Origin of the sequence: Lentzea albida, assembly GCF_900111005.1 — a bacterium.
Taxonomy (GTDB): domain Bacteria; phylum Actinomycetota; class Actinomycetes; order Mycobacteriales; family Pseudonocardiaceae; genus Lentzea; species Lentzea albida.
Map to the genome: position 1 here is coordinate 307987 of NZ_FOFV01000005.1, position 26289 is coordinate 334275.

Here is a 26289-nt window from a genome sequence, read left to right on the forward strand (position 1 = left end):
GATGACCGAACCACTGGCCGCCGGACGGCCGTCCGGCGAGCTGCTCGCGTGGAGCCGGAGCCTCGTGCTCCCGGCTCTGCGCAAGGCCGTCGACCAGCTGCCGCCGGCGATGCGCACGATCGCGGAGTACCACCACGGGTGGCGCGACGAGTACGGCAACCCGGTGCTCGAGAACGGCGGCAAGGCGATCCGTCCCGCGCTGGTGCTGCTGGCGGCCGAGGCCGTCGGCGGCACCGCCGACTCCGCCGTGCCCGCCGCGGTCGCGGTGGAGCTGATCCACAACTTCTCGTTGCTGCACGACGACGTGATGGACCGCGACACGACCCGGCGCCACCGGGCCACGGCGTGGACCGTGTTCGGCGTCAACGCGGCGATCCTCGCCGGTGACGCGTTGCAGGCGCTGGCCCTGGACGTGCTCGCGGCGTCGGGACACCCGCGCGCGCTGGAGGCGATCCGGACGCTCAACGACGCCACCGTCGCGTTGCTCGAAGGCCAGGCGTACGACCTGGACTTCGAGACGCGCGACGACGTGCGGGTCTCCGAGGTCGAGCGGATGTCGCGCGGCAAGACGGGAGCGCTGCTCGGCGCCTCGACCTCGCTGGGCGCGCTGTACGGCGGCGGGTCCGACGAGCAGGTCGAGGCGATGCGCGGCTACGGGACCGAGCTGGGGCTGGCGTTCCAGCACGTGGACGACCTGCTCGGCATCTGGGGCGACCCGGCGGTGACGGGCAAGGTCGCGCAGATGGACCTGGTGAACCGCAAGAAGTCGCTGCCGGTCGTGCGGGCCCTGAACGCGGGGTTCCCCGCCTCCGCGGAGCTCGCGTCGCTGTACTTCGGCGAGCACGAGATGAACGCGGAAACGCTTGCGCGGGCGGCGGACCTGGTCGACCAGGCCGGCGGTCGCGCGTGGAGCCAGACGCAGGCCGACGAGCTCCACACGCAGGCGTTGGTCCACCTCGGCGAGGCGTCCCCGACCGCACGCGCGGCCGTGGAGCTCGGCACGCTCGCCCAACTGGTCACCCATCGAGATCACTGATCCTGGAAGGCACTGATGACGGAACACCCGCCGCGTTCGGTCCTGCTCGCCTCCCCCCGGTCGTTCTGCGCCGGGGTGGAGCGCGCCATCGAGATCGTGGAACGACTGCTCGACCAGCGCGGCGGCCCCGTCTACGTGCGCAAGCAGATCGTGCACAACGTCCACGTCGTGCGGTCACTGGAGGCTCGTGGCGCCGTGTTCGTGGAGGAGCTGTCCGAGGTGCCTTTCGGTGCCACGGCGGTGTTCTCCGCGCACGGCGTCTCCCCCGCGGTGCGCGCCGAGGCCCGGCTGCGCGACCTCGACGTGCTGGACGCGACGTGCCCCCTGGTGACGAAGGTGCACTCCGAGGCGCGGCGGTTCGCCGAGCGCGGGGACACCATCGTGCTGATCGGCCACGCCGGGCACGAGGAGGTCGAGGGCACGCTCGGTGAGGCCCCCGACCAGATGGTGCTGGTGGAGACCGTGGAGGACGTCCTCGCGCTGGAGATCACCGGTCCGGTGTCGTACCTGACGCAGACGACGCTGGCCGTCGACGAGACGGCCGAGGTGATCGAGGCGCTGGAGCGGAAGTTCCCGCACGTGCGGGGGCCCGGTTCCGACGACATCTGCTACGCCACCACGAACCGGCAGATCGCGATCCGCGAGGTCGCCGAGCAGTCCGACCTCGTGCTGGTGGTGGGATCGAAGAACTCGTCGAACTCGGTGCGGATGGTGGAGCTCGCGGCCCGCGGCGGCACGCCGGCGCACCTGATCGACGACGCCTCGGAGATCGACCCGGCGTGGCTCGCCGGCGTGACGTCGGTCGGCCTCTCCGCCGGCGCCTCGGCCCCTCCCGAGCTGGTGGACGAGGTCGTGGAGGCGTTGAAGGCCATGGGTTCCGTGTCCGTGTCGACGCACACGACCGCGACGGAGACGATCTCGTTCACGTTGCCGCTGGCGGTGCGCCGTGCTGGCTGACATCACCTCGCCCGCGGACGTGCGGGCGCTCTCGTCCTCCGAGCTCGGTGCGCTGGCGTCGGAGGTCCGGTCGTTCCTGATCTCGAAAGTGCACCGGACCGGTGGTCACCTCGGGCCGAACCTGGGTGCCGTCGAGCTGACGATCGCGGTGCACCGGGTGTTCACCTCGCCGGTCGACGTGGTGCTGTTCGACACCGGGCACCAGTCGTACATGCACAAGATGCTGACGGGCCGGTGCTCGGACTTCGACTCGTTGCGGCAGGCCGGCGGCATGTCGGGGTACCCGTCGGCGGCCGAGTCCGCGCACGACGTCGTCGAGAACTCGCACGCCTCGACGGCACTGTCCTATGCGGACGGTCTGGCCAAGGCGTTCGAACTGGGCGGCACCGAGCGCAGGGTGGTCGCGATCGTCGGTGACGGCGCGCTCACCGGCGGGATGTGCTGGGAGGCGCTGAACAACATCGGCGGTTCGTCGCGCCCGGTCGTGGTGCTGCTCAACGACAACGGCCGCTCGTACGACCCGACCGCCGGTGGTTTCGCGGCGTCGTTGCTGGACGGCACCGCGCGGGGGTTGTTCGAGGCGTTGGGTCTCGCGTACATCGGCGAGGTCGACGGGCACCACGTGCACGCCGTCGAGAACGCCCTGTGGGAGGCCAAGTCGCTCGGCCGTCCCGTCGTCGTGCACTGCAAGACCGTGAAGGGCAAGGGCTATCCCGCTGCCGAGTCCGACGAGGCCGACCGCATGCACGCGGTCGGCGCCGCGGGTGCCACCGGCGGCCGGACGTGGACCGACGCGTTCTCCGACGAGATCGTGGCGATCGGCGCCGAGCGCCCGGACGTCGTCTGCCTGACCGCGGCGATGCTGGAACCGGTGGGGCTGCGGCCTTTCTCCGAACGCTTCCCGTCGCGCGTGTTCGACGTGGGCATCGCCGAGCAGCACGCCGTGACGTCCGCCGCGGGCATGGCCATGGGCGGCCTGCACCCGGTGGTCGCCGTCTACGCGACGTTCCTGTCCCGCGCGTTCGACCAGCTGCTGATGGACGTGGCGCTGCACCGGCTCCCGGTGACGTTCGTGCTGGACCGGGCCGGCGTGACCGGTCCGGACGGCGCATCGCACCACGGCATGTGGGACGCCTCCGTGCTGCCCGTGGTCCCCGGCCTCCGGCTGGCCGCCCCGCGCGACCCGGCGTCCCTGGCCGCACTGCTGCGCGAGGCCGTCGAGGTGGTGGACGGCCCCACGGTCGTGCGCTACCCGAAAGCCGCGGTGGGGCCGGACGTGCCCGCGGTCCGCCGTGTGGGCCACTTCGACGTGCTGCGCGAGGCCCCGGACGCCGAGGTGCTCCTCATCGCCGTGGGCCCGCTGGCGGGTGCGTGTCTGGCCGCGGCGGACGAACTGGCGTCGCACGACGTCCGCGTCACCGTGGTGGACCCGCGCTGGACCGCACCCCTGGACCCGCACCTGGTCAAGTACAGCGGCCGGCACCGCCTCGTCCTGGCCGTCGAGGACACGACGTCGACAGGCGCCCTGGGAGCACGTCTCGGCCAAGCCCTGACCGGCACGTCCGCGTGCGTGGCGACCTTCGCCCTGCCACCGCGTTTCCTGCCCCACGACTCCCGCGCGCGCATCCTCCGCGCCCACGGCCTCGACGCCGCGGGCATCACGACGAGCGTGCTGAAGCGCCTCGGCGTGAAGTGACCACCCACCCGATCCCGAACGACAGCACGATCGCCGCCGCCCCCACCAACGGCGCCTTCACCTCGGCGGGAAGGTCCAACGGCCGCAACCCGGTGGCGAGCGCGAGCAGGATCGGCCCCTGCACCACGAACGCGACGTAAGCCGACCGCGCCAGCCCGTCCACGAACGGCCCCTGGCGCGTCAGCCTGCGCTGAGCCAGCCCGATGAGCCACAGACTCCCGGCCACCACCAGGATCCCCTCGACGACGGCCAGCACCGCCGCCTGCCACCGGAAGCCGCCGAGGAACGGCTCCGCGCTCTTCGCCAGGTCCAGCACACCCATCATCGCCGCCGCGACCGGCAGGAGCGCGATCGTGCCGATGACGACGTTGCGCGTCATGCGGTAGATCTCGTCCGGCACCCGCTCAGCGAGTTTGCGACCCCCGATCGCCCCCAGCAGCAGCATGCCGAGGCACTGCGGCCACCACCACAGGTGCAGGTCCCCGACCTGCCCGCTGCGAGCCGGGAACACCAGCCGCGTCAGGAACGTCGTCCCCGCCACCGCCACGGTCATCCCCACGACGGTCCCGCTGGTGATGGCGCGCTCCCTGATCGGCGGCGCCAGCGCGACGCCGACGCTGAAGATCAGCAACACCCCCACGAACCACAACGACCCGCTGTCGAGGAACGGGTCCCGATCGGTGAACGCCTGCCACCACGACACATCGCGCCCGGCCCCGTTGTAGGCGATCCACACGAACGTCGGCCACACCACCAGCGCACTCACGACCCACGGCGTCCCCAGCCGGACGAGCCGCTCGGCGATGAACCGCCGCCGCCCTTTGCGCTCGATCGAGCCGGGCGTGAAGATCCCGGCCATGAAGTAGAACGTGCCCATGAAGAACAACCCGGACGGCCCGATCAACGCCGCCAGCACCGTCTCCGTGCCGGGGTGGAACGTGACCTCGTTGACCTCGTCGTAGGGCCAGCCACCGATCGCGGCGTAGCCGAGCAGCGCGTGGCCGCCGATGACCCACGCGACCAGGATCACCTTCAGGTTGTCCACTGCGGACAATCTCATGCTTTTCATGGTCCGCTCCTCGTGGCTGTCACGCCAGCGGCCATGCGGGGCCGGCCTCGTCAGCCGGTGAACAGCTGGTCGAGCCGGTAGTCGACGATCTCCGCGGCCCTGGTCGCGTCGTAGGCGCCGACGAGCATCCCGCTGAGCAGCCCGCCGGTCATGATCGCCAGCGCGTCCGCCTCCAGCTGGAGGTCGAGGCCCGGTGCGATCCGGCCGCGTTGCCGCGCGTGTCCGAGCTGGTCCGCGATCAGGCGCACGAGGTGCGGCAGCATGGCCTGCTGGTCCGGTGCCTGGCTGCCGCGCGTGACGTCCACGGCGAAGTAGGCGATCTGCACCGCGCACAGCATGCGGCTGCGTTCGTCCGTCGGCAGGACCCCGAGCACGCACGCGCGGATGACGGCACGTTCGTCACCCGTCCGCGCCGCTTCCGCGATGCCCCTCCCGGCACGCTCGGCGCCCAGTTCGGTGATCCGTTGCCAGGCGTGGCGCAGCATGTCCTCCTTGGTCGGGAAGTAGTACTGGATCTGGAACATCGACACGCCCGCCTCTGCCGCGACCGCGCGCAACGTCACCGCCTGCAGGCCTCGCATCGACGCGATCCGGAAGAGCGCCTCCGCGAGGTCGCGCCGCTTCTCCTCGTGGTCAACGCGTTTGGGCATGTGATCACTCTGGCACAGCGACAGGTGTCGACGGGCACTGCGCGCGGCTGTTACATTGCATCTGCATTGGAAAGACACCTGGGGGTGCGATGGTCGGGAAGTTCGTGGACCAGAAGGCGGCGGATCGCTATTTCGCCACGTACGAGACGATCCGGCGGAAGTGGCCGGTGCCGTCGGAAGAGCTGGACGTGGAGACCCGGTTCGGTGCGACCCGCGTTCGGCGCAGCGGCACCGGCACGCCGATCGTGCTGCTGCCCGGCGCCATGGGCACGTCGTTGTCCTGGTACCCCTGGGTCGCCGAGCTGGCGGCCCGGCACACCGTGTACGCCGTCGACGTGATCGGCGAACCGGGGCGCTCGGTCCAGACCCGGCCCTTCGAGAACACCGACGACGAGGCGGATTGGCTGGCCGACGTCCTCGCGGGCCTCGGTCACGAGAAGGTCCACCTGGTCGGGATCTCGCGCGGCGCCTACCTGGCGCTGAACCTCGCCACCCGGCGCCCCGCCGGGGTCGCCGGCGTCCTCGCCTTCGAACCGGGCGGGTTCGGGATCGCCTTCCTGAGGTTCGTCCTCTGGAGCCTCGGCGAGCTGTCCCGCTGGTGGCTGCCCGCCCCGATCCTGCGCCGGGTCAGCGCCGGCGATCCCACCGTGCGCCACACGATGCGCCCGCTGGTGTTCCGCGGCATGAAGTACAAGATCCAGATGGCTCCGCAGCACGCGTTCACCGACGACGAACTGCGCTCGATCGACGTGCCGACCCACTTCGTGCTGGGCGCACGCAGCTCGCTGCTCAACGCACAGGAACTCAGCGCGCGCGTCGAGTCCCTCGTCCCGCGCGTGCGCACCGAGATCGTGCCGGGGGCGACACACGCGCTGAACCTGGAGGAGCCCGAGCTGACCATCGCGCGGATCCTCGCCTTCGCCGGGCAGGACCACGCCGGCCTGCCGGACTGACCGAGTGCCGAAGACCAGGCGTCCTGGGGGTCGCCTGGTCCTCACCCGGCTACGGCCGGTCCCCCGTGTACACGCCCATCGCGCGGAACCGCAGCCCCGGCTCGCGGTACTCCTCCATCGCGTGCGCGATCCACCCCACGATCCGCGCGATCGCGAAGATGGCCTCGCCCGCGTCCGCCGGCATCTTGAACATCAGCGCGAACTGCGCCAGGGCCAGGTCGACGTTCGGGAACGACTGCGGCTGGGTGCCCATCACCTTGTCCGCCACCAGCTCACCGTGACTGCGCAGCAGCGCGAGCAGGTGGTCGGCGCGGGGGTCCCGGGACCGGTAGACGCGGTGGCCGAAGCCCGGGATCGGCTGGCCCGAGCGCAGGTGTTCGGCGAGGGTGCCCATCGGGTCGGACTGCGCCTGGAGCAGGAAGCGGTACGCGATGGTGGTGGCCGCGCCGTGCTTCTGACCCTCCATGGCGCCCATGCCCGCGGACACGACCGCGTACGGGTTGGCGTGGGCCGAGGCGGCGACCCTCGCCGCCATGGTCGAGATGGCCAGGTCGTGGTCGGCGAGCAGGATGAGGGCGGCGTTGAGCAGGTCCGGCTGCGGGGGCTCCGGGGACAGGCGGGCCCACAGGCGTTCGGCTATGTCGGTGCCCTGGGGCCTGCCGGCCATGGGCAGGGACTCGACCACGTCCGCGATGAGGGACTTGGCCGTGGTGACGGCCCTGTCCAGGTCGTAGCGGAGGGGGTCGCCGACGCTGGCGAGGGCGATGGCGACGCGGACCCGGTCGGTGAGGGTGGCGCTCTCGGGGAGGGCCATCCAGATCTCCTGGCCCTCGGGGAACTGCATGCCCTCCGAGTCGATCCCGGTCCACAGCCAGTGCGCCACGTCCTCGAAGCGCTTGGTGCCGGCGAGCGCGGGGACCGATCTGCCGCGATAGTGGAGCTGGTCGTTCTCCAGCAGGGAGATGCGGGTGCGGATGCGATCCGTCACAGCTGCCACCGCTCCGCGCGCACCGGTGCGCTGCGCGAGGGCCTCTACCTCGGCGACACCGAACATGCTGGAGCGGTTGACCTTCGTGCTGGTCAGGAGCCCGCGGCTGACGTACGCGTAGACCGTCGCCGGCTTCACGCCGAGGCGACGGGCAGCTTGATTCGTCGTCAACATTGATTCCATCAACGTTGACTGTACAAGACATGTTGACGGAGCCTGTTGTGCATGTTGATTGATGCACCCAAAGGGCTTAAAGACGTCGTCGTCACCACGACGTCGATCGGGGACGTGAACGGTGCCGCGGGCTACTTCCACTACCGCGGGCACGATGCGATCGAACTGGCCGCCACCCGGTCGTTCGAGGACGTGTGGTTCCTCTTCGTCGAGGGCCGGTTGCCGGACGGGGACGAGGCCGCCGAGTTCGCGCGGCGGACCGCCGGGCTGCGGGAACTGCCCGAGTCGATCCGGGAGGTGCTGCCGGCCATCGCGCGGTCGGGGTGCACGGCGCTGGCCGGACTCAGGACCGCGCTGTCGATGGTGCCGAGCCGGCCGATGTGGGACGCGCCCATGAGCGACCGCAGGGCCGACGCCCTCAAGGTCAGCGCGATGACGCCGACGATCCTCGCCGCACTGCACCGGATCAAGCATGGACTTGATCCCGTCAACCCCAGGGTTGATTTGTCCACCTCGGCGAACTGGTTGTACATGTTGACTGGACTGGAGCCGTCACCGTGGACGAGCCGTGCAGTCGAGCAGTACTTGATCGCGACGATCGACCACGGCTTCAACGCGTCGACGTTCACGGCACGCGTGGTCGCGAGCGCCGGGGCGGACGTCGTGTCGGCGGTGACGGCGGCGATCGGGACCTTCTCCGGGCCGCTGCACGGCGGCGCGCCGGACCGAGCGCTGGAGGCGCTGGACCTCATCGGGTCGCCGGACAACATCGACGCCTGGGTGCGGGAGCGCATCGAGCAGGGCGACCGGATCATGGGCTTCGGTCACGCCGTCTACAAGACGGAGGACCCGCGGGCACGGCTGCTCAAGGAGATCGCGCTGAAGAGGCCGACCGGGCTCACGGACTTCGCGGTCACGGTCGAGCGGCGGGTCACCGAGCTGCTGGCCGAGCTGAAGCCCGGCCGGCAGCTCTACGCGAACGTCGAGTTCTACGCCGGCGTGCTGATGGAGCAGTGCGGTGTCCCGCGCGAGATGTTCACGCCGACGTTCGCGTGCAGCCGGGTGATCGGGTGGTGTGCCAACGCGCTCGAGCAGTCCGAGGACACGAAGATCATCCGCCCGGTCGCCCGCTACACGGGACCGGAACCGGTCATCAGGTGAGGTACCGCAGGTCGTCGCGCACGCGGACGCGGTCGCGGTCGTTGACGTCGGACGAGCCTGCCAAGCCGGCGTTGCGGTCGCGGTGCCGGTCGAGCCAGACGGAGAGAGCTGCCACTACGAGGACGATCGCCGCAAGAGTCATGTCAGTAAGTTTGCGGTCACCAATATCCCGCCAACAGTGGCAGATCTGACGCTGCGCGCTAAAATCCTGCCATGCTGCGATCGGTGGCGGTTCCCCTCATCGACGGCGTCGCGCCGTTCGAGTTCGGCCTGCTCTGCGAGGTCTTCGGCATCGACCGGACCGAGGAGGGCGTGCCGCTGGTCGACTTCCGGGTGTGCGGGGAGGTCCCGAACGAGCCGGTGCCGACGAGCATCCGCGGCGTGAGCATCACGCCGGAGCACGGGTTCGACGCGCTGCAGAGCGTCGACCTCGTCGCACTGCCCGCCGCGCGGGTCCGCGACGAGTACCCGGAGAAGCTCGTCAAGGCGCTGAGGGAGACCGGCGCGACGTTGCTCAGCGTGTGCAGCGGGGCGTTCATCCTGGGTGCGGCCGGACTGCTCGACGACCGGCACTGCACGACGCACTGGCGCGAGGCGCGGATGTTCCAGGAGCGCTTCCCGAAGGCCCGGCTCGACGCGGACGTGCTGTTCGTGGACGACGGCAACATCATCACCAGCGCCGGCACGGCGGCGGGCATCGACGCCTGCCTGCACCTCGTGCGCAGGGAACTCGGCACCAAGGTCGCCAACACCATCGCGCGCCGGATGGTCGTGGCGCCGCAGCGCGACGGCGGCCAGCGGCAGTTCGTGGAGCTCCCCATCCCGGAGTGCAGCTCCGACAGCCTGGAGCCGGTGCTGGAACGGGTGCTCGACACGATCGCGGACAACCACACGGTGGCGACGATGGCGAAGCTCGCCGTCATGTCCGAACGGACCTTCGCGCGCAGGTTCGCCGCGGAGACCGGCACCACCCCGAACAAGTGGCTGTCACTCCAACGGGTGCTTCACGCGCGCAGGCTGCTCGAAGAGACCGACCTGGACGTCGACGCGGTCGCGACCAGGTCAGGCTTCGGAACAGCCGCTCTCCTGCGGCACCACTTCCATCGCGTCGTCGGCGTCGCACCGAGCGACTACCGCCGCACATTCTCCTGTCGTTAAGCGCGTGAGGATCTTCTCCGAGATGGCCTGCAACGCCGTCACCTCCGAGGCCGTGAGCTGGTCGAACACCAGCTTGTGCACCATCTCGGCGTGCGCCGGCGCGGCCGCCTCGATCGCGGAGCGGCCCTGGTCCGTCAGCACGACGAACGACCCACGTCCGTCGCTGCCACAACTCTCTCGCCGCACCAGACCGCGCTTCTCCATCCGTGCGACGTGATGTGAGATGCGGCTCTTCTCCCAGTGCAACGACCGTGCAAGCTCCAACACGCGCACGCGCTCCTCACGCGTGTCGGTGAGCTGCACCAGCACGGCGAAGTCGGCCATCGAGATGTCCGAGTCGACCGACATCTGCCTGCTCAGATGCGCATTGAGCTCCCCCTGCATGCGGACGTAGGCACGCCACGCCTGCTGCTGCTCAGGCTCCAACCATCGTGTCACCGGTTCAGCATACGGGAATAGTTGACACATCATCCACGTTCGGGCAGGGTGAGTGAGACTTCAACCAAATCGAGCAACCGAAGGACTTGACACCATGACCACCGCCACCAACCTCACCGAACTGACCGGCGACTACGTCATCGACGGCTCGCACTCCCGCATCGGCTTCGTCGCTCGCCACGCGATGGTCACCAAGGTTCGTGGTGCGTTCAACGAGTTCGACGGCAAGATCAAGATCGACGGTGACAAGCCGGAGAACACCACCGCCGAGGTCACGATCAAGGCCGCGAGCATCGACACCCGCAACGCCCAGCGCGACGGTCACCTGACGACGAACGAGTTCCTCGACGTCGAGACCTTCCCGGAGATCAAGTTCGTCTCGACCGCCGCCAAGCAGATCGACGACGACAACTTCGAGATCTCCGGTGACCTCACCATCAAGGACGTCACCAAGAACATCACCATCCCGTTCGCCTTCGAGGGCGTGGCCGTCGACCCGTTCGGCAACACCCGCGTGGGCTTCGAGGGCTCGCACACCATCAACCGCAAGGACTACGGCGTCAGCTGGAACGCGGCGCTCGAGGCCGGCGGCGTGCTGGTGAGCGAGAAGGTCGTCCTCGAGTTCGAGATCTCGGCGATCAAGCAGGCCTGACCACGGCCACCGGGCACGGGGCGTGGTAGACCAGGGCCTGCGAGGTCGACCCGAGCAGCATCCCGGCGAAACCGCCACGCCCCCGTGACCCGACGACGAGCAGCCCGGCCCGTTGCCCCTGTTCCAGCAGCAACGGGATCGGCCGCTCCCCCAGCACCTGCTCCACCGCGACGTCCGGGTACTTCTCCAGCCACCCGGACATTCGCGTTTCCAGGGACTTCTCGTCGCCTTGCGCCATGGCCGCCACCAGCGGCGCCCCGGACGCCGCCGCCTCCTCGAACCCGAAGCCGATGGCCGCGTCCGATTCGGGCGACAGGTCGACCCCCACCACCACGGGCCCGTCGCGCCGGTGGCCACGTACCACCACCACGGGACACTCACCGTGAATCGACAACGCGACGGCCGTTGAGCCGATCAACGCTCCGGTGAACCCGCCCAGTCCGTGCGACCCCACCACCACTTCCCGCGCGCGTGCAGACTCCGCGAGCAACACGGGCGTGGGGTGCTCCATGCGCAGGTCGTGCTCCACAGGCACGTCAGGCGCTTCCGCCCGTACGACGGCCACGGCCTGAGAAAGCCACATTCGCCCTTGGTCGTACATGGCCGAACGCAGTTCACGCGCTGATGAGATGACCTCGGGATAACCGCGCGTGGGCAACGTGTACGCATGTACCAGACGCAACGGCGCGCCGTGCAGTACGCAGGCTCGCGCAGCCCACGCCACCGCGGCGAGCGCGGACGGGGAACCGTCGACACCGACGACAACGGGAAGACCGCTCATGATCTGAAAATAAGGCCCGATCGGCGCAGTGGGCAGCGTGCGTCGGTCCCCTCATGCCAGGGACTTTGGGCTACCGTGACCTCCATGGCGACGCGTGTCTTCCTCGTCGACGACCACGAGATCGTCCGGCGGGGCATAGCGGACCTGCTCGGCGAGGAGTCCGACCTCGAGGTGGTCGGTGACGCCGCGTCGGTCGCGGAGGCCCTGGCCAAGGCGCCGGGCGCGCAGGCCGACGTGGCGGTGCTCGACATCAGGCTGCCCGACGGCAACGGCATCGAGCTGTGCCGCGAGCTGCGCAGCCGCCTCCCCGGCCTGCAGTGCCTGATGCTCACGAGTTTCGCGGACGACGAGGCCCTGTTCGACGCGATCATGGCGGGCGCCTCCGGTTTCGTGCTGAAGCAGATCCTCGGCGCGGACCTGGTCAACGCCGTGCGCACCGTCGCGGCGGGACAGTCCCTTCTGGACGCCCGCACGACTTCCGCACTGCTCAACCGGATCCGCCGCGAACGCGAGGAGGGCGACCCGCTGCGCATGCTCAGCGAGCAGGAGCGCACGGTGCTCGACCTCATCGGCGAGGGCCTCACGAACCGCCAGATCGCCGAGCGGATGTTCCTCGCCGAGAAGACGGTCAAGAACTACGTCTCGCACCTGCTGGCGAAGCTCGGCATGCAACGCCGCACGCAGGCGGCCGTGTTCGCCTCGCAGTTCCGCAAGGACGGCGACAAGCCCCGCTGACCGCCCGCGGCTCAGTCCTCCGGCAGCGGCACCCGCCACACCAGGCAGGCACCGCCGCCCTCCGGGACCTGCACCGCCAGCGTCCCGCCGAACTTCGCCGCGCGGTGGGCGAGGTTGCGCAGGCCGCTGCGCGCCGCGTCGGCCGGGATGCCGGTCCCGTTGTCCTGCACGGTGATCACGACGTCGTCGCCCGCGTCGACGAGCACCGCGAGCTCGGTGGCGGAGGCGTGGCGCACACAGTTCGTGACGGCCTCGCGCACGACGGCCTCCACGTGTTCGGCCAGTTCCGGCGGCACGGAGTTGTCGACGGTGCCCGACATCCGCACCGACGGCTTGAGGTGCGTCGCCTCGGTGAGGCCCGCGACGAGGTCGAGCAGGCGGCGGCGCAGCGAGGTGTTGTCGGTCGAGTGCAGGTCGAAGATGGACGTGCGGATCTCGCGGACGGTCTCGTCGAGCTGCTCGACGGCGGTCCGCAGGCGCGCGGCGACCTCGGGCTCGGTGACGCGGCGCATCGTGGCCTGCAGCGTGAGACCGGTGACGAACAGGCGCTGGATCACGTGGTCGTGCAGGTCGCGGGCGATGCGGTCGCGGTCCTCCAGGACGTCCAGGAGGCGTTGGGAGCGCTGCTGTTCGGCGAACTCCAGCGCCACGGCGGCCTGGTCGGCGAACGACGCGAGCATCGGGACCTGCTCCGGCAGGAACGGCGTCTCACCGGCCCGGCGCGACACGACCAGCGCGCCGGTGACGCCCATCTCCGAACGCAGCGGCACGGCCAGGACCGGGCCGGACGGGGCGTCGTGGTCCACCAGCAGGGGGACGCCGGAACGGATCACCTCCGCCACGGCGTCCTCGACGTCGGTGAAGTCGACCTTCGCACCCGCGCCCGCGGCGACCGACAGCGGCGTGTGGTCGCCGTCGCCGAGCACGACCAGCGCGGAGTCGGCGCCCGCCAGTTCCACCGTGCGCTGGGAGATCAGGCGCAGCGCGTACTCGCCGGAGGCGCCTCCGAGCAGTTCGGAGTTGACCTCGCCGATGGCCTCGAGCCAGCGTTCGCGCATGCGGGACCGTTCGAACAGGCGGGCGTTCTCGATCGCGATGCCGGCGGCCGCGGCCAGCGCCTGCAGCACGGCCTCGTCGTCGGCGGTGAACTCCGCCGCGTCGATCTTCTCGGTCATGTAGAGGTTGCCGAAGACCTCGTCGCGCACGCGGACGGGCACCCCGAGGAAGTTGTGCATCGGCGGGTGGTTGGGCGGGAAGCCCACGGACATCTCGTGCTGCGAGAGGTCGCGCAGGCGCAGCGGTGCCGGGTCCTTGATGAACAGCCCGAGCAGGCCCTTGCCCTCGGGCAGCCGGCCCATCGACGCCCGCGTCTCGTCGTCGATGCCGACGTGCAGGAACTGGGACAGGTCGTCGCGGGTCCCGAGCACGCCCAGCGCGCCGTAGCGGGCGCCGACCAGGTCCACGGCGGCCTGGACGATGCGCAACAACGTCGACTCGAGTTCCAGACCCGACGCGACGGCGAGCACGGCGCCGAGGAGTTCCTGCATGTGGTCGCGGGTGGTGACGATCTCGTCCATGCGGTCACGCACCTCGTCGAGGAGCTCGTCGAGGTCTCGGCGACCGGGCGTGTCAGGCACGCCGCCTAGATTCGCACACTTTCCGCCACCCCACGGCCCTAGCAAGTGAGGACCTTCGACCGTGGCCGAGCCCCGCCGGCGACCGGACAGTGGGCACATGACGATCGCCGTACCCGGCTCACTCGGACTGGCGGGTGAGGACGTGCGCGGCGTCCTCGCGCTCGCAAGGGCCTCGGTCTCCGGCGTGCGCTTCGAGGTACGCCCCGAGCAGATCGAGCTGCACACCGCCACCCCGCACAGCCGCGAGGCAAGACTCGCCTGCGGGGTCGCGTTGCTCAACGCCCGGCTGGCGTTGCAGGGCCACGGCATCCGTCCACTGGTGACGCTGCTGCCGGGACCGAGCGCGAACGACGCGGCCGCGGCCATCCGGCTCGGCGGGTACCAGGAGCCGAGCCCGGACGTGCTGGCGTTGCTGCACGCCCTGCGCACGAACCGTCGCACGTGGACGACGTTCCCCGAGCCGGCCGCGTGGCGCGGGCTGCTGTCGCGGGCGGCGGAGGTCGAACGCGCGTGGCTGCACGTCAAGGACGGCGCCGAGCTCGTGCTGTGCACGTTCACCCAGGGCGCCTGCGCGGAAATCCGTGCGGGACAGGCGATGCAGCGCGTGATCCTCACCGCGGGCACCGTCGGGTTCTGCGTCTCCCCCGCGCACGACCCGATGAGCCCGGCGGCGTTGCGCGCGGACCTGCGTCCACTCCTCGGCAACACGGTGGTGCCGCAGGTGGTTCTGCGTCTGGGAACCGCGACGGACTAGCGGGCGACCACCGCCTTCCACAACAGCCTGGCCAGCTCCGGGTGGCAGATGTCGTTGTGCGCGCCCGCGATCCCGTCGATGCGGCGGATCACGGACGTGCAGTCGACGTTGTGGACCTGTCCGCGCGACAGCTCGCCGGGAGACCCGATCTGGTGGCCGTGTGCGTACGTGCCCTGCACACCGTGGGAGCCGATGGCGCCGTACTTCGGGTACGAGTCCAGGTCGACCTGGCGGCCCGACCGCGCGGCCAGCGGGTAGAACCTGCCGGTCGCGTAGTCGTTCGACGACGTGGTGACGATGATCGGACCGGGCACGCGGCCGAGCACGCCGCGGAAGTAGCCGGAGCCGGGTTCGCCGGGCAGTCTCTCGGCGAACGACCACAGCGACATCGCGCCCTGCACCAGCGTCAGCGTCGCGGCGGGCACCACGTTCGCCATCGCGGTGGCGGTGATGCAGCCGAAGCTGTGGCCCATCAGGTGGATGCGCGCGTTCGGTGCGGCCTGGGCGACCTCGCGGGCGATCCGGGACGCACCGCTCTCCCCGAACACCTTGGCGCGCCGCTTCATCTTCCAGAACGTCAGGATCCGCAACGGTGACAGGATCCCGCCCAGCGCCGGGTCCTCCAGGCACGCCCGGTAGAGCTGCTCCGGGTCGAACGCCATCCCGTCCTCGCCCGGCAGGTCGGGGACCGAGCTCTCCAGGTAGTCGTAGGCCTGCTTGACCGCGGCCGACATGCGGCACGGATGCTGCCGCGCGGCCTCGACGATGGTGCGCACGGCGGCCGTGCGCCCGGCTCCTCCGCCGAGGCGCTGGGCCTGGGCCTTGATGAACTCGTCCGACCGCACGTCCTCGTCCCCCCAGGCCTTCGACGGCCAGTGCAGGCCCACGAGGAGGGACTTGAACCCGCCGGGAAGCCGGTGTGCCGCTTCCCGTTCGGCCCGGCAGTCGGCCATCGTCGCGACCCACCGCCCGTACTGCTCGCGGGCGGCCGGCACGTCGCCGTTCCACCCGTGGATGAAGAAGAAGACATCGGTGACACCGCGGCGGGCGTCGTACAGGACGTCCGCGCTGTCGCGCCCCCGCTCGTTGCCCGTCTCGTCGAAGCAGACGAGGTGATAGCCGATGTCGTGCCCTGGCACGGTTTCTCGGGACATCGTGGATCACCACCACACACAAACGCGCCCAACTGTTGTCCGGTTAATCGGAACTGGAGCGGCTCATGTTTACCCCTGCCGAGCAGGAAAACCCGTTCGGACCAGGGAATTCACCCCCGGTTGCGCCGGTAGTGGCGTGCCGCGCGGACCCTGTTGCCGCACGACGGCGAGCACCACTCCCGCCGCGGGTGGTCCTTCACGAAGTACAGCACGCAGCCCGGCGCGTGGCAGGCGCGCACCAGCACCGCGTCCTCACCGGTGAACAGGTCCACCGCCTCCGCTGCGATCAGGGCGCGTTCGCGATCCGCGAGTGATCCTTCACTCTCGTTGTGCCGCAACAGCTTCCCGTCGTGCACGGCCAGCTGCGGCCACCGCGGCGCCGTGCGCGCCGCACGGTTGACCTCAGCCACGGCCCGCTCCAGGTCGCGGTCCTGCGCGATCGGGCGCGTGTCCTCGGTGAGCACCGCCGCGAGGTCCCGCAGGGCCTGCCGCAACGCGCGGAACGCCTCCAGGTCGGCCTGGTCCGCCGGCACGCCCAGGAACTCGCGGAGCCCACCGACAGTCGTCAGGTCGTCGTGGACCCGCGACCGGTTGGCCCAGACGGTGTTCATCAGCAGGACCGGCCGGGGTTCGTCGGGCGTGAGCACACCTAACGGTAACACAGACTTGCAAACGTTAGACCAACGTTCTAACGTTTACGGCGTCGCCCAACCGTTGGAAGGACAGCCGTGAAGCTCGTACCCCCGTTCGACGCCGAGACCGCCCGGCTCAAGGTGCAGGCGGCGCAGGACGCCTGGAACTCCAGGGACCCGGTGCGCGTCGCCGCCGCCTACACGCCGGACTCGGTGTGGCGCAACAGGTCCGAGTTCGTCACCGGCACCGACGAGATCGTCGCGTTCCTGACGAGGAAGTGGGAGCGCGAACACGAGTACGTGCTGCGCAAGTCGCTGTGGGCGTTCGGCGGCAACCGCATCGCCGTGCGCTTCCAGTACGAGTGGCACGACGACGAGGGCCAGTGGTGGCGCAGCTACGGCAACGAGAACTGGGAGTTCGCCGAGTCGGGCCTGATGCGCAGGCGCGAGGCGAGCATCAACGACGTGCGGATCGCCGAGTCGGACCGCCGCGTGGACCCGAACTCCACCGACGAGATCCCGGCGGTGTGACGACATGTACCTCAAGGCGTTGTGGCGCTACCCGGTGAAGTCCCTGGGCGGCGAAGAACTCCAGCAGGCGACGTTCACCGAAGACGGCGTCGAGGGCGACCGGCTGGTGCACGTGCAGGGCCCGCGCGGCGTGCTGACCGGCCGCACCCGCTACGGCCTGCTCACGATCCCCGCCTCCACCGGCCCGGACGGCCCGCTGGTCGACGGGCACCCGTGGGACAGCTGGCAGGCGCACGAGAAGGTGCTCCCGTTCGGCGGCAGGCTGACCCGCTACACCGGCCCGGAGCGGTTCGACGTGCTCAACGTCCTGGTGGCCACGGACGGCCAGGTCGAGGCGGCGGGCGTGGACGTGCGGCGGCTGCGACCGAACATCCTCATCGGCGGCGTCGAGGCCGGGGAGGAGGACACCTGGCCGGGGCACGCGCTGGTGGTCGGCGACGTGGTGATCGGGATGTACCAGAAGCGCGCCCGGTGCGTGGTCACGACGATCGACCCGGACACCGGCGCGCAGGACCTGGACGTGCACCGGCGGATCCGGCGCGAGTTCGGCGGGGTGCTGTGCCTCGACAGCTGGGTGGTCCGGCCCGGGGTGGTCGAGGTCGGCGACACCGTGGAGCTGGTGCCGACCGACGAGCTGCCCGGCCACGTGGGCGGGTGGATCGTCGGCCGGCCGTACGCGGTCTAGTCGATGTCGCTGGTGTGCACCCAGCCGACCAGGTTCGTGTGCACGTTGTCGTGGTCGAGGATCAGCGTCCAGAGGTCGCCGTCGCCCTCCTCGCTCGCCAAGGTCAAGGCTGCGATGTCATGACCGGGCGGCACCACTCCGTATCCGCAGGCCATCTTCGGGCAGCTGTGGGCCCACAGCTCGGTCTGCGACCTCCGCAACTGCCTGCCCGCGTTGCTGCACGACTGGTACCAGTTGGGCACCTGAACTGCGGAGGCGTCCAGGTGGCCGGCGCGGTTGTCCGCCGTCCTCGCGACGTTCCAGCTGATGCCCGCGTTGGTGGTGTAGCAGTAGACCCGGACGTTGGTACCCGCGGGAAGGACGTGGTAGCCGCAGTTGAAGGTTGCGCACTGGCGCAACCAGACTTCGGTGGTCGTGGTCGTCCAGTGGTCCGCCGCCGGGACGGCCTGCTCGGGAGCAGGGACGTCCGCAGTCGCTCCGGCCGGTACCGATGTCGTCCCGATCGCGAGGACGATCGCCATCAAGCTGAACAAGCGCAGCAGAACAGAACGCATGTGCATGAGAGCCCCCAGGCTTTCTCAAGTGCGCCGGCAGCCCCCGCTGCCGACGCGCTCAAGCCTGCCGGAGCACCGGAACAGGTGTCAACGAGGCCGGTGCGCCTAGATGTTGCGGCGGTACTGCCCGCCCACCTCGAAGAACGCCTCGGTGATCTGGCCGAGCGTGCACACGCGCGCCGCGTCCATCAGCACCGCGAACACGTTCTCGTTCGTCTGCGCGACCTCGCGCAGCCGGGCGAGCGCCTTCTGGGCCTCGTCGCGGTGCGCCGCCTGGTAGGCGCGCGTGCGGTCGACCTGCGACCTCTTCTCCTCCTCGGTGGCGCGGGCGAGCTCGATCTTCACGACCTCGCGCGTGCCGTCCTCCGGCAGGAAGGTGTTGACGCCCACCAGGGGCAGTGAGCCGTCGTGCTTGCGCTGTTCGTAGAGCATCGACTCGTCCTGGATGCGGCCGCGCTGGTAGCCGGTCTCCATCGCGCCGAGCACGCCGCCGCGTTCGGAGATGCGGTCGAACTCCATCAGCACGGCCTCTTCGACGAGGTCGGTCAGCTCGTCGATGACGAACGAGCCCTGCAACGGGTTCTCGTTGGCCGACAGGCCCCACTCCTTGTTGATGATCATCTGGATGGCCATCGCGCGGCGGACGGACGACTCCGTGGGAGTGGTGATCGCCTCGTCGTAGGCGTTGGTGTGCAAGGAATTGCAGTTGTCGTACAGGGCGCAGAGGGCCTGCAGGGTCGTGCGGATGTCGTTGAAGTCCATTTCCTGCGCGTGCAGCGAACGGCCCGAGGTCTGCACGTGGTACTTGAACTTCTGCGAACGCTCCGCGGCGCCGTAGCGGTCGCGCATGGCCACGGCCCAGATCCTCCGCGCCACGCGGCCGATGACGCTGTACTCGGCGTCCATGCCGTTGGAGAAGAAGAAGCTCAGGTTCGGCGCGAAGTCGTCGATGTTCATGCCGCGCGCGAGGTACGACTCGACGTAGGTGAAGCCGTTGGCGAGCGTGAAGGCGAGCTGGCTGATGGGGTTCGCCCCGGCCTCGGCGATGTGGTAGCCCGAGATCGACACCGAGTAGAAGTTCCGCACCTGCTGCTGGATGAACCACTCCTGGATGTCCGCCATCATGCGCAGCGAGAACTCCGTGGAGAAGATGCAGGTGTTCTGGCCCTGGTCCTCCTTGAGGATGTCGGCCTGCACGGTGCCGCGGACATTGGCCAGCGCGAACGCCTTGATCTTCGCGTGCTCCTCCGCGGACGGCTCGCGCCCCTCCTTCTCCGTGAAGACGGCGACCTGCTGGTCGATCACGGTGTTGAGGAAGTACGCGAGGATCGTCGGCGCCGGGCCGTTGATCGTCATCGACACGGACGTGGTCGGCGCGACGAGGTCGAAGCCGTCGTACAGGGCCTTCATGTCGTCGAGCGACGCGATGGAGACGCCGGAGGTGCCGATCTTGCCGTAGACGTCCGGCGGGGTGTCGGGGTCGCGGCCGTAGAGCGTCACCGAGTCGAACGCCGTCGACAGGCGGGTGGCCGGGTTGCCCTTCGACAGGTACTTGAAGCGGCGGTTGGTGCGGAAGGCGTCGCCCTCGCCCGCGAACATGCGCGCCGGGTCCTCACCCTCGCGCTTGAACGGGAAGACGCCTGCGGTGAAGGGGAAGAAGCCCGGCAGGTTCTCCTTGCGCAGGAACCGCAGCAGCGAGCCCTCGTCGTCGTAGCGCGGCAGGCTGACCCGGCGGACCTGGTTGCCGGACAACGTCTCCCGCGTCAGACGGGTGCGGATCTCCTTGTCCCGCACCGTGAACACGAGCTCGTCACCGGAGTACTGCTCGACGGTCGCGGGCCACGACCGCAGCAGGTCGGTGGTGTCGCGGTCGAGCCTGCGCTCGGCGTCGGACACGAGCTCGGCGATGTCCGCGACGCCCTTGCCCGCGGCTTCGAGGGCCTTCTGCGCGCCGGAGAGCTGGCCGTGCGCGCGAACGGCGGCGACCTGCTCGTCGGTCTTGCGGTGGTAGCCGCGCACGGTGTCCGCGATGTCGGACAGGTAGCGGGCACGGGACGCCGGCACGACCGTGGACGCCGAGGTCGACGTCTTGCCCGCGACGACGGCGAGCGAGCCCTCCTCGACCGCTAGACCGTGCTCCACCAGGCCGTCGCGCAGGAACTGGTAGAGCGCCGTCACGCCGTCGTCGTTGAACGTCGCGGCGGACGTGCCGTAGACCGGCATGTCCTCCCACTTGACGCCGAACGCCTCGCGGTTGCGCACCATCTGCCGTGCGACGTCACGACGTGCGTCCTCGGCACCGCGGCGCTCGAACTTGTTGATGGCGACGGCGTCGGCGTAGTCGAGCATGTCGATCTTCTCGAGCTGCGACGCGGCACCGAACTCCGGCGTCATCACGTACAACGAGAAGTCGACGAACGGCACGATGGCCGCGTCACCCTGACCGATACCGGGCGTCTCGACGATGACCAGGTCCGCACCAGAAGCCTTGCACGCCACGATGGCCTGCTCCAGGCCGTCCGGGATCTCGCTGCCCGCACGGCGCGTGGCCAGCGAACGGAAGAACACGCGGTCGCCGTCGAGGCAGTTCATGCGGATGCGGTCACCGAGGAGCGCGCCACCACCACGGCGGCGCGTCGGGTCGACGGCGAGCACGGCGATGCGCAGCTTGTCCTGCTGGTCGAGCCGGAACCGGCGCACCAGTTCGTCGGTGAGCGACGACTTGCCCGAGCCACCGGTGCCCGTGATGCCCAGAACGGGCACCTTGCGCGTGGTTTCCAGTGGCTCGGCGGTGCCGGCCTCGATGTGCGTGATCGCGCGCGCCAGGGCCTCGTCGGCTCCCGTCAGCAGCGCGTCGTGGCTGAACGGCTCGGTGAGCGCGTGGTCGCACTCCTCGATCATCAGGTTGATCATGCGGGCGAGGCCGAGCGTCTGACCGTCCTGCGGCGAGAAGATCCGCGCGACACCGCGCGAGTGCAGCAGCTCGATCTCCTCGGGCACGATGACGCCGCCACCGCCGCCGTAGACGCGGATGTGCCCGGCGCCGCGCTCGTTGAGCAACTCGACGAGGTACGAGAAGTACTCGACGTGCCCGCCCTGGTACGCGCTGATGGCGATGCCCTGCGCGTCCTCCTGGATCGCCGCGTCCACGACCTCCGCCACCGACCGGTTGTGGCCGAGGTGGATCACCTCCGCCCCCTGCGACTGCAGGATGCGCCGCATGATGTTGATGGCCGCGTCGTGCCCGTCGAAGAGGCTGGACGCGGTCACGAAGCGCACCGGGTTCACCGGCTTGTGCAGCGCGGGCGCGGAGGACGTCGTCATGAGAATAGTTTGACTTCCTACTATTGGACGTGCAACCGAGGGTGGTCCAGGTCTCTGTATCGAGCAGGAAGGACCAGTCTCCCGGCGCCCGCCACAGGTTCGCTCGCGGAGCGCTGCGCGCCGGTGGCGTGCGCGCATGGACGACGTCGACGACTGCTTCGAGAGCCACGACGTCCCGGCGCGGGCCGCGGCGGAGCGCGGGTTCAAGGCAGCGAAAGAGACACGCCGCCGCTCGTCACCGCGTCGCCCCGCTCAGGTCTCCAGCACCCCGCGCCCCCAACGGCTCTAGCGCGCCGTCGCGCCCCACTCGTGCGCCAGCGCCGCCGCCTCGCCCCGCGACCCGACGCCGAGCTTCTCCAGGATCTTCGCCACGTGGAACTTCACCGTCGACTCGCTGATGTGCAGCTCACCGGCGATGTCCCGGTTGCGCCGGCCGCGGGCCACCTGCCCCAGCACCTCCAGCTCCCGCGCGCCCAGCACGGTGAGCGGGTCCTCGCGCGGCGTCTCGGGCGGTCCCAGCGGCACCTCGATCGTCACGGTCGCGCCCCAGCCGGGGACGGCGTCCACCTCCACCTTGCCGCCGATCGGGCCGAGGCGTTCCGGGACGCGGCGCTGGTCGAGGCTGCCGCAGGACAGGGTGCCGGGGCCGTCGTCGCGCACGGTGGCGCGCAGCACCGCCCCGGCGATCTTCCAGCCGATGTGGACGCGGCTGACCCCGCCCTGGTCGTCGAGCATCGCGTGCACGGTCGCGCGGACCACGGCGGCGGCCGTGGAGGTGATCTCGGTCGGCACGACCCGTTCCGCGCCCTCCTCGGCACCGGGGGTACCGAGGTCCAGCCGCACGTCGCGGCCTCGCAGGACTCGGCGCAGCGACTCGGCGAGCCGTTCGAACGCGTCGCCCGCGCGTTCCTCGGTCTGGGCGCGGTCCAGGTCCGCCCGCGCCCGCAGTTCGACCAGCGCGGTGACGGCCAGGTCGGCGGCGCGCGCACGGGCCACCGAGTCCTCCACGGCCCGGTCGCGCAACGCGGTGAGCATCGAACTCAGAGAGGCGCCGTAGGCGTCACTCAGGTCGGAGATGGCCACGGCGCGGGCCGCCGCCGCTGCGCGCGACACGGCGAGAGTGGCGGGCACGGCCTCGTTGCGCAGGCCCTCCATGTGCGCGGTGACGACGTCCCACAGGGCCTTCGCGGAAGTCAGAACCTCTAACGGAATCGGCGTGTCGTCGGTCCTGAGCAGCACGAGCATCGCGCTCGGCGCGGAGACGGCGCTCATCAGCACCACCACGGGGACCTCACCGCTCGCCAGGCGCGCCCGGCCCTGCCACGTCCCCTCCACCGGCACCTGGGACCGCAGGGCGGCGAGGTCGGTGATCGTGATCGACGGCGACTCGCCGCGGAACTTGAACGGCGCGAACGAGCAGTTCGACAGCTCGGCGATCGCCGCGTGCGGGATGTCCGGACCGAGCACCGCGGAGAGCTGCGGCAACGTCTCACTCAGCGGCGCCGAGATCACCTGGGCGGCCTTCTGCAGGTCCATGAAGTCCAGCGTAGTCAGCTCCCCACCTCAGCCGGCTGGCCGAAAGGCCAGCCGGAACTAGCCGAAGTGCGGGACGTCCCGCCACCGAGCCGGCGCTAGAGTTGACATGTCAACCAAATGACGGAGGAGCCAGACATGAAGGCGATCACCTACACCGAGTTCGGCGGACCCGAAGTGCTGCGCCTGAGCGACGTCGAGGAGCCGCACGCCGGCCAGGGACAGGTCCGGTTGAAAGTCGTCGCCGCGGCGGTCAACCCGCTGGACCACAAGATCCGCAACGGCTGGATGCCGCACATGACGCCGCCGTTCCCGATCACGCCCGGCGCGGAGGTGGCGGGCATCGTCGACGAGGTCGGCGAGGGCGTCACCGGCGTCTCGGTCGGTGACGCGGTGCTGGGCTGGCCTGCCACCGGCGGGTACGCCGAGTACGCGCTGTCGAGCAACTTCGCCCTCAAGCCCGCCGACCTCGACTGGGACACCGCCGTCGCGCTACCGACGGCGGTCGAGACGTCGGTCCGCGTGCTCGACCTGCTGGAGGTCGGCGAGGGCGACACGCTGCTGATCCACGGCGCGGCGGGGGTCGTCGGCGCCGTCGGCGTCCAGCTCGCGGTGGCCAGGGGTGCCACGGTCATCGGCACCGCCTCCCCCGCCAACCACGACTACCTGCGCTCGCTCGGCGCCACCCCCGTCGCGTACGGCGAGGGCCTCGCCGACCGGGTCCGCGCCGTCGCGCCGCAGGGCGTCAGCGCCGTGTACGACGCGGCGGGCCAGGGCGACCTGCCGGTGTCGATCGAACTGGTCGGCGGCACCGGCCGGATCGTCACCATCGCCGACCCCGCGGCCGCTGACCTCGGCGTCACGTTCTCCGGTGGTGGCGCCCCGTTCGGCTCGCGGCTCGGCGAATACGCGCAGCAGGTGGTCGACGGCAAGCTCACCGTGCGGGTCGCGCAGAGCCTGCCGCTGGCCGACGCGGCCGAGGCTCAGGAACTGGTCGCGACCGGGCACGCGGCGGGCAAGGTCGTGCTGCGTCCCTCGGAGTGAGGCTCCGCGCTCGCCTGGGCGGGCACGACCGGCGCGCGCCTGGCCGTCGTGATCTCCCCGGCGAGCCCGGTCAGCTCCTGCGCCGCCCCCGCCCTCGGACCGCACTGCCGCAGGTGGTTCAGGGCGCGGGCGAGCAGGAGGCCGGCCTGCTGCTCGCACCACTTCCGCCCGCCGGCGACGGTGATGCCGGCGACCATCGCGGCCACCACCGGGAGCGTGCGGCGGCCGGAGTGCGGCGCCAGGGCGTCGTCCACGTGCTTGCGCGCCATGCCGACGTCGTCGCCGAACTGCCGGAGGTGGCCCGCCTGGCTCGCGCTCGCCCCCGCCGCCAGCGCGCCGAGCTCGCACGCCGCCGCGGTGATCGAGCTGTGCTTGGCCGCCGCCACGCCGAGGTACTCGGACATGTCCGCGTCGTCGCGTTCGTCCATCCCGATCTCCTGGACGTAACCGTCCACAACGGACATCAGCGCCACGTTGAGGATCATCACCTCCGGCTTGGTGAGCCGGGCGAAGGCGAGCGAGAGCAGCGCGTCGGCCGCCGAGACGACCCGGTCCGCGCCGAACGCCTGCCGCGCGCTCCCGAGGACCGCGAGATCCGCGTGCAGCTGTTCGTGCAGGTGCGCGAACTCCATCGCGAGGGCGACGGGAGCCACGTCCGCGTCACCGAACGCCTCGGCGGACAGCAGCACGAGCGCGGCCGTCGAGAAGTCCTGGCGCGCGAGACCGTGTTCGACCACTTCGCGCGTTTCGCCCGGAAGCTCCTCGAGCGCGGCCCGCAGCAGCGGTTCGACGGCGGTGCGGGCGCGCTCCAGCACGTGCGGCCGTGCGACCAGGTCGGTGCTCGTCATGGGCTTTCCTCTCAGACCCCGGGAAAACGACGCTAAACCCGCTGGTCAGGCAACCCCGCCCGCTAGCCACGGTCGTGTTCAACACAGGCACGATCCGGCGAGCCGGACTACGTTGATGTTGAACGGGTTGTCGCCACCATCACCCGACCGTGATGGTCCTTTCCCTGAGAGGCTGACAGTGCGCTACACCAAGCTCGCCGGCATGGACGTCTCCGAGCTCTGTCTCGGCATGATGAGCTACGGCGATCCGAAACGGGGCAACCACTCGTGGTCCCTGCCCGAAGAGGAGTCCCGGCCCTTCATCAAGGCCGCGCTCGACGCCGGGATCAACTTCTTCGACACCGCGAACGTCTACTCCGACGGCTCGTCCGAGGAGATCACCGGCCGGGCGTTGAAGGACTTCGCGCGACGCGACGAGCTCGTCCTCGCCACCAAGGTCCACGGCCGCATGCACCAGGGCACCAACGGCGCCGGCCTGTCGCGCAAGGCGATCCTCGCCGAGATCGACAACTCGCTGCGCCGGCTCGGCACGGACCACGTGGACCTGTACCAGATCCACCGCTTCGACAGCACCGTCCCGCTGGAGGAGACGCTCGAAGCGCTGCACGACGTCGTGAAGTCCGGCAAGGCCCGCTACATCGGTGCGTCGTCCATGTACGCGTGGCAGTTCGCCAAGGCGTTGTACACGCAGGAGGCCAACGGCTGGACGAAGTTCGTGTCGATGCAGAACCACTACAACCTCCTCTACCGCGAGGAGGAGCGCGAGATGCTGCCGTTCTGCGCGGACCAGGGCGTCGCCGTGATCCCGTGGAGCCCGCTGGCGCGCGGCCGCCTCGTCCGCGACTGGGACGCCACGACCGCCCGCACCGAGACCGACGAGTTCGGGTCCACCCTGTACCTCGAGTCCGACCGCGCGATCGTCGAGCAGGTGGCCGCCGTGGCCTCCGCCCGCGGTGTCTCACGGGCCCAGGTCGCACTGGCCTGGTTGCGGCGCCACCCGGTCGTGACGGCCCCGATCATCGGCGTCACGAAGCCCGGTCAGCTCGACGACGCCCTGGCGGCGCTCGACTTCGAGCTCACCGACGACGAGGTGCGCCAGCTGGAGTCCGGCTACCAGCCGCACCGCATCGCCGGCCACTCCTGAT

The 26289-nt window shown here is 70.3% G+C and carries 26 protein-coding genes; 13 read left to right on the plus strand and 13 right to left on the minus strand.

Annotated elements, in window-relative coordinates:
• The first annotated feature begins 1 nt into the window (after position 1).
• From BMY74_RS16010 to BMY74_RS16020, 3 genes are read left to right on the plus strand one after another with little or no spacing between them, the layout of a single operon-like run.
• Positions 2-1036, plus strand: coding sequence for a family 2 encapsulin nanocompartment cargo protein polyprenyl transferase (locus BMY74_RS16010; protein ID WP_089916480.1), 1035 nt, complete (start codon positions 2-4; stop codon positions 1034-1036).
• A 15-nt stretch (positions 1037-1051) separates the two neighbouring features.
• Positions 1052-1993, plus strand: a complete 942-nt coding sequence (gene ispH, locus BMY74_RS16015) for a 4-hydroxy-3-methylbut-2-enyl diphosphate reductase (protein WP_089916483.1) — start codon at positions 1052-1054, stop codon at positions 1991-1993.
• Entirely contained in the window at positions 1983-3689 is a 1707-nt protein-coding gene (locus tag BMY74_RS16020; RefSeq protein WP_089916485.1) for a 1-deoxy-D-xylulose-5-phosphate synthase, read from the plus strand. The genes ispH and BMY74_RS16020 overlap by 11 nt, the downstream gene beginning before the upstream one ends.
• Here BMY74_RS16020 and BMY74_RS16025 read toward each other — a convergent pair.
• Together BMY74_RS16025 and BMY74_RS16030 are read right to left on the minus strand one after the other, a co-directional pair.
• Positions 3652-4749, minus strand: coding sequence for an acyltransferase family protein (locus BMY74_RS16025; RefSeq protein ID WP_177229764.1), 1098 nt, complete (start codon positions 4747-4749; stop codon positions 3652-3654). The genes BMY74_RS16020 and BMY74_RS16025 overlap by 38 nt on opposite strands.
• Before the next feature lie 59 nt (positions 4750-4808).
• On the minus strand, positions 4809-5408 hold the full coding sequence (locus BMY74_RS16030; RefSeq protein ID WP_089916490.1) for a TetR/AcrR family transcriptional regulator: 600 nt from the start codon (positions 5406-5408) through the stop codon (positions 4809-4811).
• Between the two features lie 89 nt (positions 5409-5497).
• Between BMY74_RS16030 and BMY74_RS16035 the strand changes: the two genes are divergently transcribed.
• Positions 5498-6361: an alpha/beta fold hydrolase gene (locus BMY74_RS16035; protein WP_089916493.1), complete on the plus strand. Its 864-nt coding sequence runs from the start codon at positions 5498-5500 to the stop codon at positions 6359-6361.
• A gap of 49 nt (positions 6362-6410) precedes the next feature.
• On the opposite strand, the gene BMY74_RS16040 is transcribed toward BMY74_RS16035, so the two are convergent.
• Positions 6411-7532: a citrate synthase gene (locus BMY74_RS16040; RefSeq protein ID WP_089916495.1), complete on the minus strand. Its 1122-nt coding sequence runs from the start codon at positions 7530-7532 to the stop codon at positions 6411-6413.
• A gap of 42 nt (positions 7533-7574) precedes the next feature.
• Here BMY74_RS16040 and BMY74_RS16045 point away from each other — a divergent pair, with 42 nt between their 5' ends.
• Complete coding sequence (locus BMY74_RS16045; RefSeq protein ID WP_089916497.1) at positions 7575-8684, plus strand: citrate/2-methylcitrate synthase; 1110 nt, start codon at positions 7575-7577, stop codon at positions 8682-8684.
• Here the strand turns inward: BMY74_RS16045 and BMY74_RS45070 are convergent.
• Positions 8677-8826 (minus strand): hypothetical protein, encoded by a 150-nt coding sequence (locus tag BMY74_RS45070; protein WP_177229765.1) that lies wholly within the window; start codon positions 8824-8826, stop codon positions 8677-8679. The genes BMY74_RS16045 and BMY74_RS45070 overlap by 8 nt on opposite strands.
• A 71-nt stretch (positions 8827-8897) precedes the next feature.
• Here BMY74_RS45070 and BMY74_RS16050 point away from each other — a divergent pair, with 71 nt between their 5' ends.
• Positions 8898-9842 carry a helix-turn-helix domain-containing protein gene (locus tag BMY74_RS16050; protein WP_089916500.1) on the plus strand — a complete coding sequence of 315 codons (945 nt, stop codon included), beginning with the start codon at positions 8898-8900 and terminating at the stop codon, positions 9840-9842.
• Here the strand turns inward: BMY74_RS16050 and BMY74_RS16055 are convergent.
• A complete protein-coding gene (locus BMY74_RS16055; protein ID WP_089916502.1) occupies positions 9747-10280 on the minus strand; it encodes a MarR family winged helix-turn-helix transcriptional regulator in 534 nt (177 codons plus the stop codon). The genes BMY74_RS16050 and BMY74_RS16055 overlap by 96 nt on opposite strands.
• Before the next feature lie 94 nt (positions 10281-10374).
• Between BMY74_RS16055 and BMY74_RS16060 the strand changes: the two genes are divergently transcribed.
• Positions 10375-10932, plus strand: a complete 558-nt coding sequence (locus tag BMY74_RS16060) for a YceI family protein (protein ID WP_089916505.1) — start codon at positions 10375-10377, stop codon at positions 10930-10932.
• Here the strand turns inward: BMY74_RS16060 and BMY74_RS16065 are convergent.
• A complete protein-coding gene (locus tag BMY74_RS16065; RefSeq protein WP_089916508.1) occupies positions 10919-11713 on the minus strand; it encodes a universal stress protein in 795 nt (264 codons plus the stop codon). The genes BMY74_RS16060 and BMY74_RS16065 overlap by 14 nt on opposite strands.
• A gap of 84 nt (positions 11714-11797) precedes the next feature.
• Here BMY74_RS16065 and BMY74_RS16070 point away from each other — a divergent pair, with 84 nt between their 5' ends.
• Positions 11798-12448 carry a response regulator gene (locus tag BMY74_RS16070; RefSeq protein WP_089916511.1) on the plus strand — a complete coding sequence of 217 codons (651 nt, stop codon included), beginning with the start codon at positions 11798-11800 and terminating at the stop codon, positions 12446-12448.
• Between the two features lie 11 nt (positions 12449-12459).
• Here the strand turns inward: BMY74_RS16070 and BMY74_RS16075 are convergent, their stop codons facing one another.
• A complete protein-coding gene (locus tag BMY74_RS16075; protein WP_245786181.1) occupies positions 12460-14025 on the minus strand; it encodes a sensor histidine kinase in 1566 nt (521 codons plus the stop codon).
• A 157-nt stretch (positions 14026-14182) separates the two neighbouring features.
• On the opposite strand from BMY74_RS16075, the gene BMY74_RS16080 reads away from it, so the two are divergent.
• Positions 14183-14839, plus strand: coding sequence for a hypothetical protein (locus BMY74_RS16080; protein WP_089916517.1), 657 nt, complete (start codon positions 14183-14185; stop codon positions 14837-14839).
• Here BMY74_RS16080 and BMY74_RS16085 read toward each other — a convergent pair.
• Positions 14836-15993 (minus strand): hypothetical protein, encoded by a 1158-nt coding sequence (locus BMY74_RS16085; protein ID WP_089916519.1) that lies wholly within the window; start codon positions 15991-15993, stop codon positions 14836-14838. The genes BMY74_RS16080 and BMY74_RS16085 overlap by 4 nt on opposite strands.
• 110 nt (positions 15994-16103) lie before the next feature.
• Positions 16104-16640, minus strand: a complete 537-nt coding sequence (locus tag BMY74_RS46180) for a CGNR zinc finger domain-containing protein (protein ID WP_089916521.1) — start codon at positions 16638-16640, stop codon at positions 16104-16106.
• 81 nt (positions 16641-16721) lie between these two features.
• On the opposite strand from BMY74_RS46180, the gene BMY74_RS16095 reads away from it, so the two are divergent.
• Together BMY74_RS16095 and BMY74_RS16100 are read left to right on the plus strand one after the other, a co-directional pair.
• The gene (locus BMY74_RS16095; protein ID WP_089916524.1) at positions 16722-17156 is read left to right on the plus strand and encodes a nuclear transport factor 2 family protein; all 435 of its coding nucleotides are present in this window, start codon (positions 16722-16724) and stop codon (positions 17154-17156) included.
• A gap of 4 nt (positions 17157-17160) precedes the next feature.
• Entirely contained in the window at positions 17161-17841 is a 681-nt protein-coding gene (locus BMY74_RS16100) for an MOSC domain-containing protein (RefSeq protein WP_089916526.1), read from the plus strand.
• Here the strand turns inward: BMY74_RS16100 and BMY74_RS16105 are convergent.
• From BMY74_RS16105 to BMY74_RS46650, 3 genes are all read right to left on the minus strand, one after another.
• The gene (locus tag BMY74_RS16105) at positions 17838-18395 is read right to left on the minus strand and encodes a hypothetical protein (RefSeq protein ID WP_143091585.1); all 558 of its coding nucleotides are present in this window, start codon (positions 18393-18395) and stop codon (positions 17838-17840) included. The two genes, BMY74_RS16100 and BMY74_RS16105, sit on opposite strands and share 4 nt — an antisense overlap.
• 105 nt (positions 18396-18500) lie before the next feature.
• Positions 18501-21719, minus strand: coding sequence for a fused isobutyryl-CoA mutase/GTPase IcmF (gene icmF, locus BMY74_RS16110; protein WP_089916532.1), 3219 nt, complete (start codon positions 21717-21719; stop codon positions 18501-18503).
• Positions 21720-22004: 285 nt separating this feature from the next.
• Positions 22005-23255 (minus strand): helix-turn-helix transcriptional regulator, encoded by a 1251-nt coding sequence (locus BMY74_RS46650; protein ID WP_089916534.1) that lies wholly within the window; start codon positions 23253-23255, stop codon positions 22005-22007.
• A gap of 135 nt (positions 23256-23390) precedes the next feature.
• On the opposite strand from BMY74_RS46650, the gene BMY74_RS16120 reads away from it, so the two are divergent.
• On the plus strand, positions 23391-24296 hold the full coding sequence (locus tag BMY74_RS16120; RefSeq protein WP_089916537.1) for an NADP-dependent oxidoreductase: 906 nt from the start codon (positions 23391-23393) through the stop codon (positions 24294-24296).
• Here BMY74_RS16120 and BMY74_RS16125 read toward each other — a convergent pair.
• A complete protein-coding gene (locus tag BMY74_RS16125) occupies positions 24236-25144 on the minus strand; it encodes a polyprenyl synthetase family protein (protein WP_089916539.1) in 909 nt (302 codons plus the stop codon). The two genes, BMY74_RS16120 and BMY74_RS16125, sit on opposite strands and share 61 nt — an antisense overlap.
• A gap of 178 nt (positions 25145-25322) precedes the next feature.
• On the opposite strand from BMY74_RS16125, the gene BMY74_RS16130 reads away from it, so the two are divergent.
• Positions 25323-26288 (plus strand): aldo/keto reductase, encoded by a 966-nt coding sequence (locus BMY74_RS16130; RefSeq protein ID WP_089916542.1) that lies wholly within the window; start codon positions 25323-25325, stop codon positions 26286-26288.
• The last annotated feature ends 1 nt before the right edge of the window (position 26289 follow it).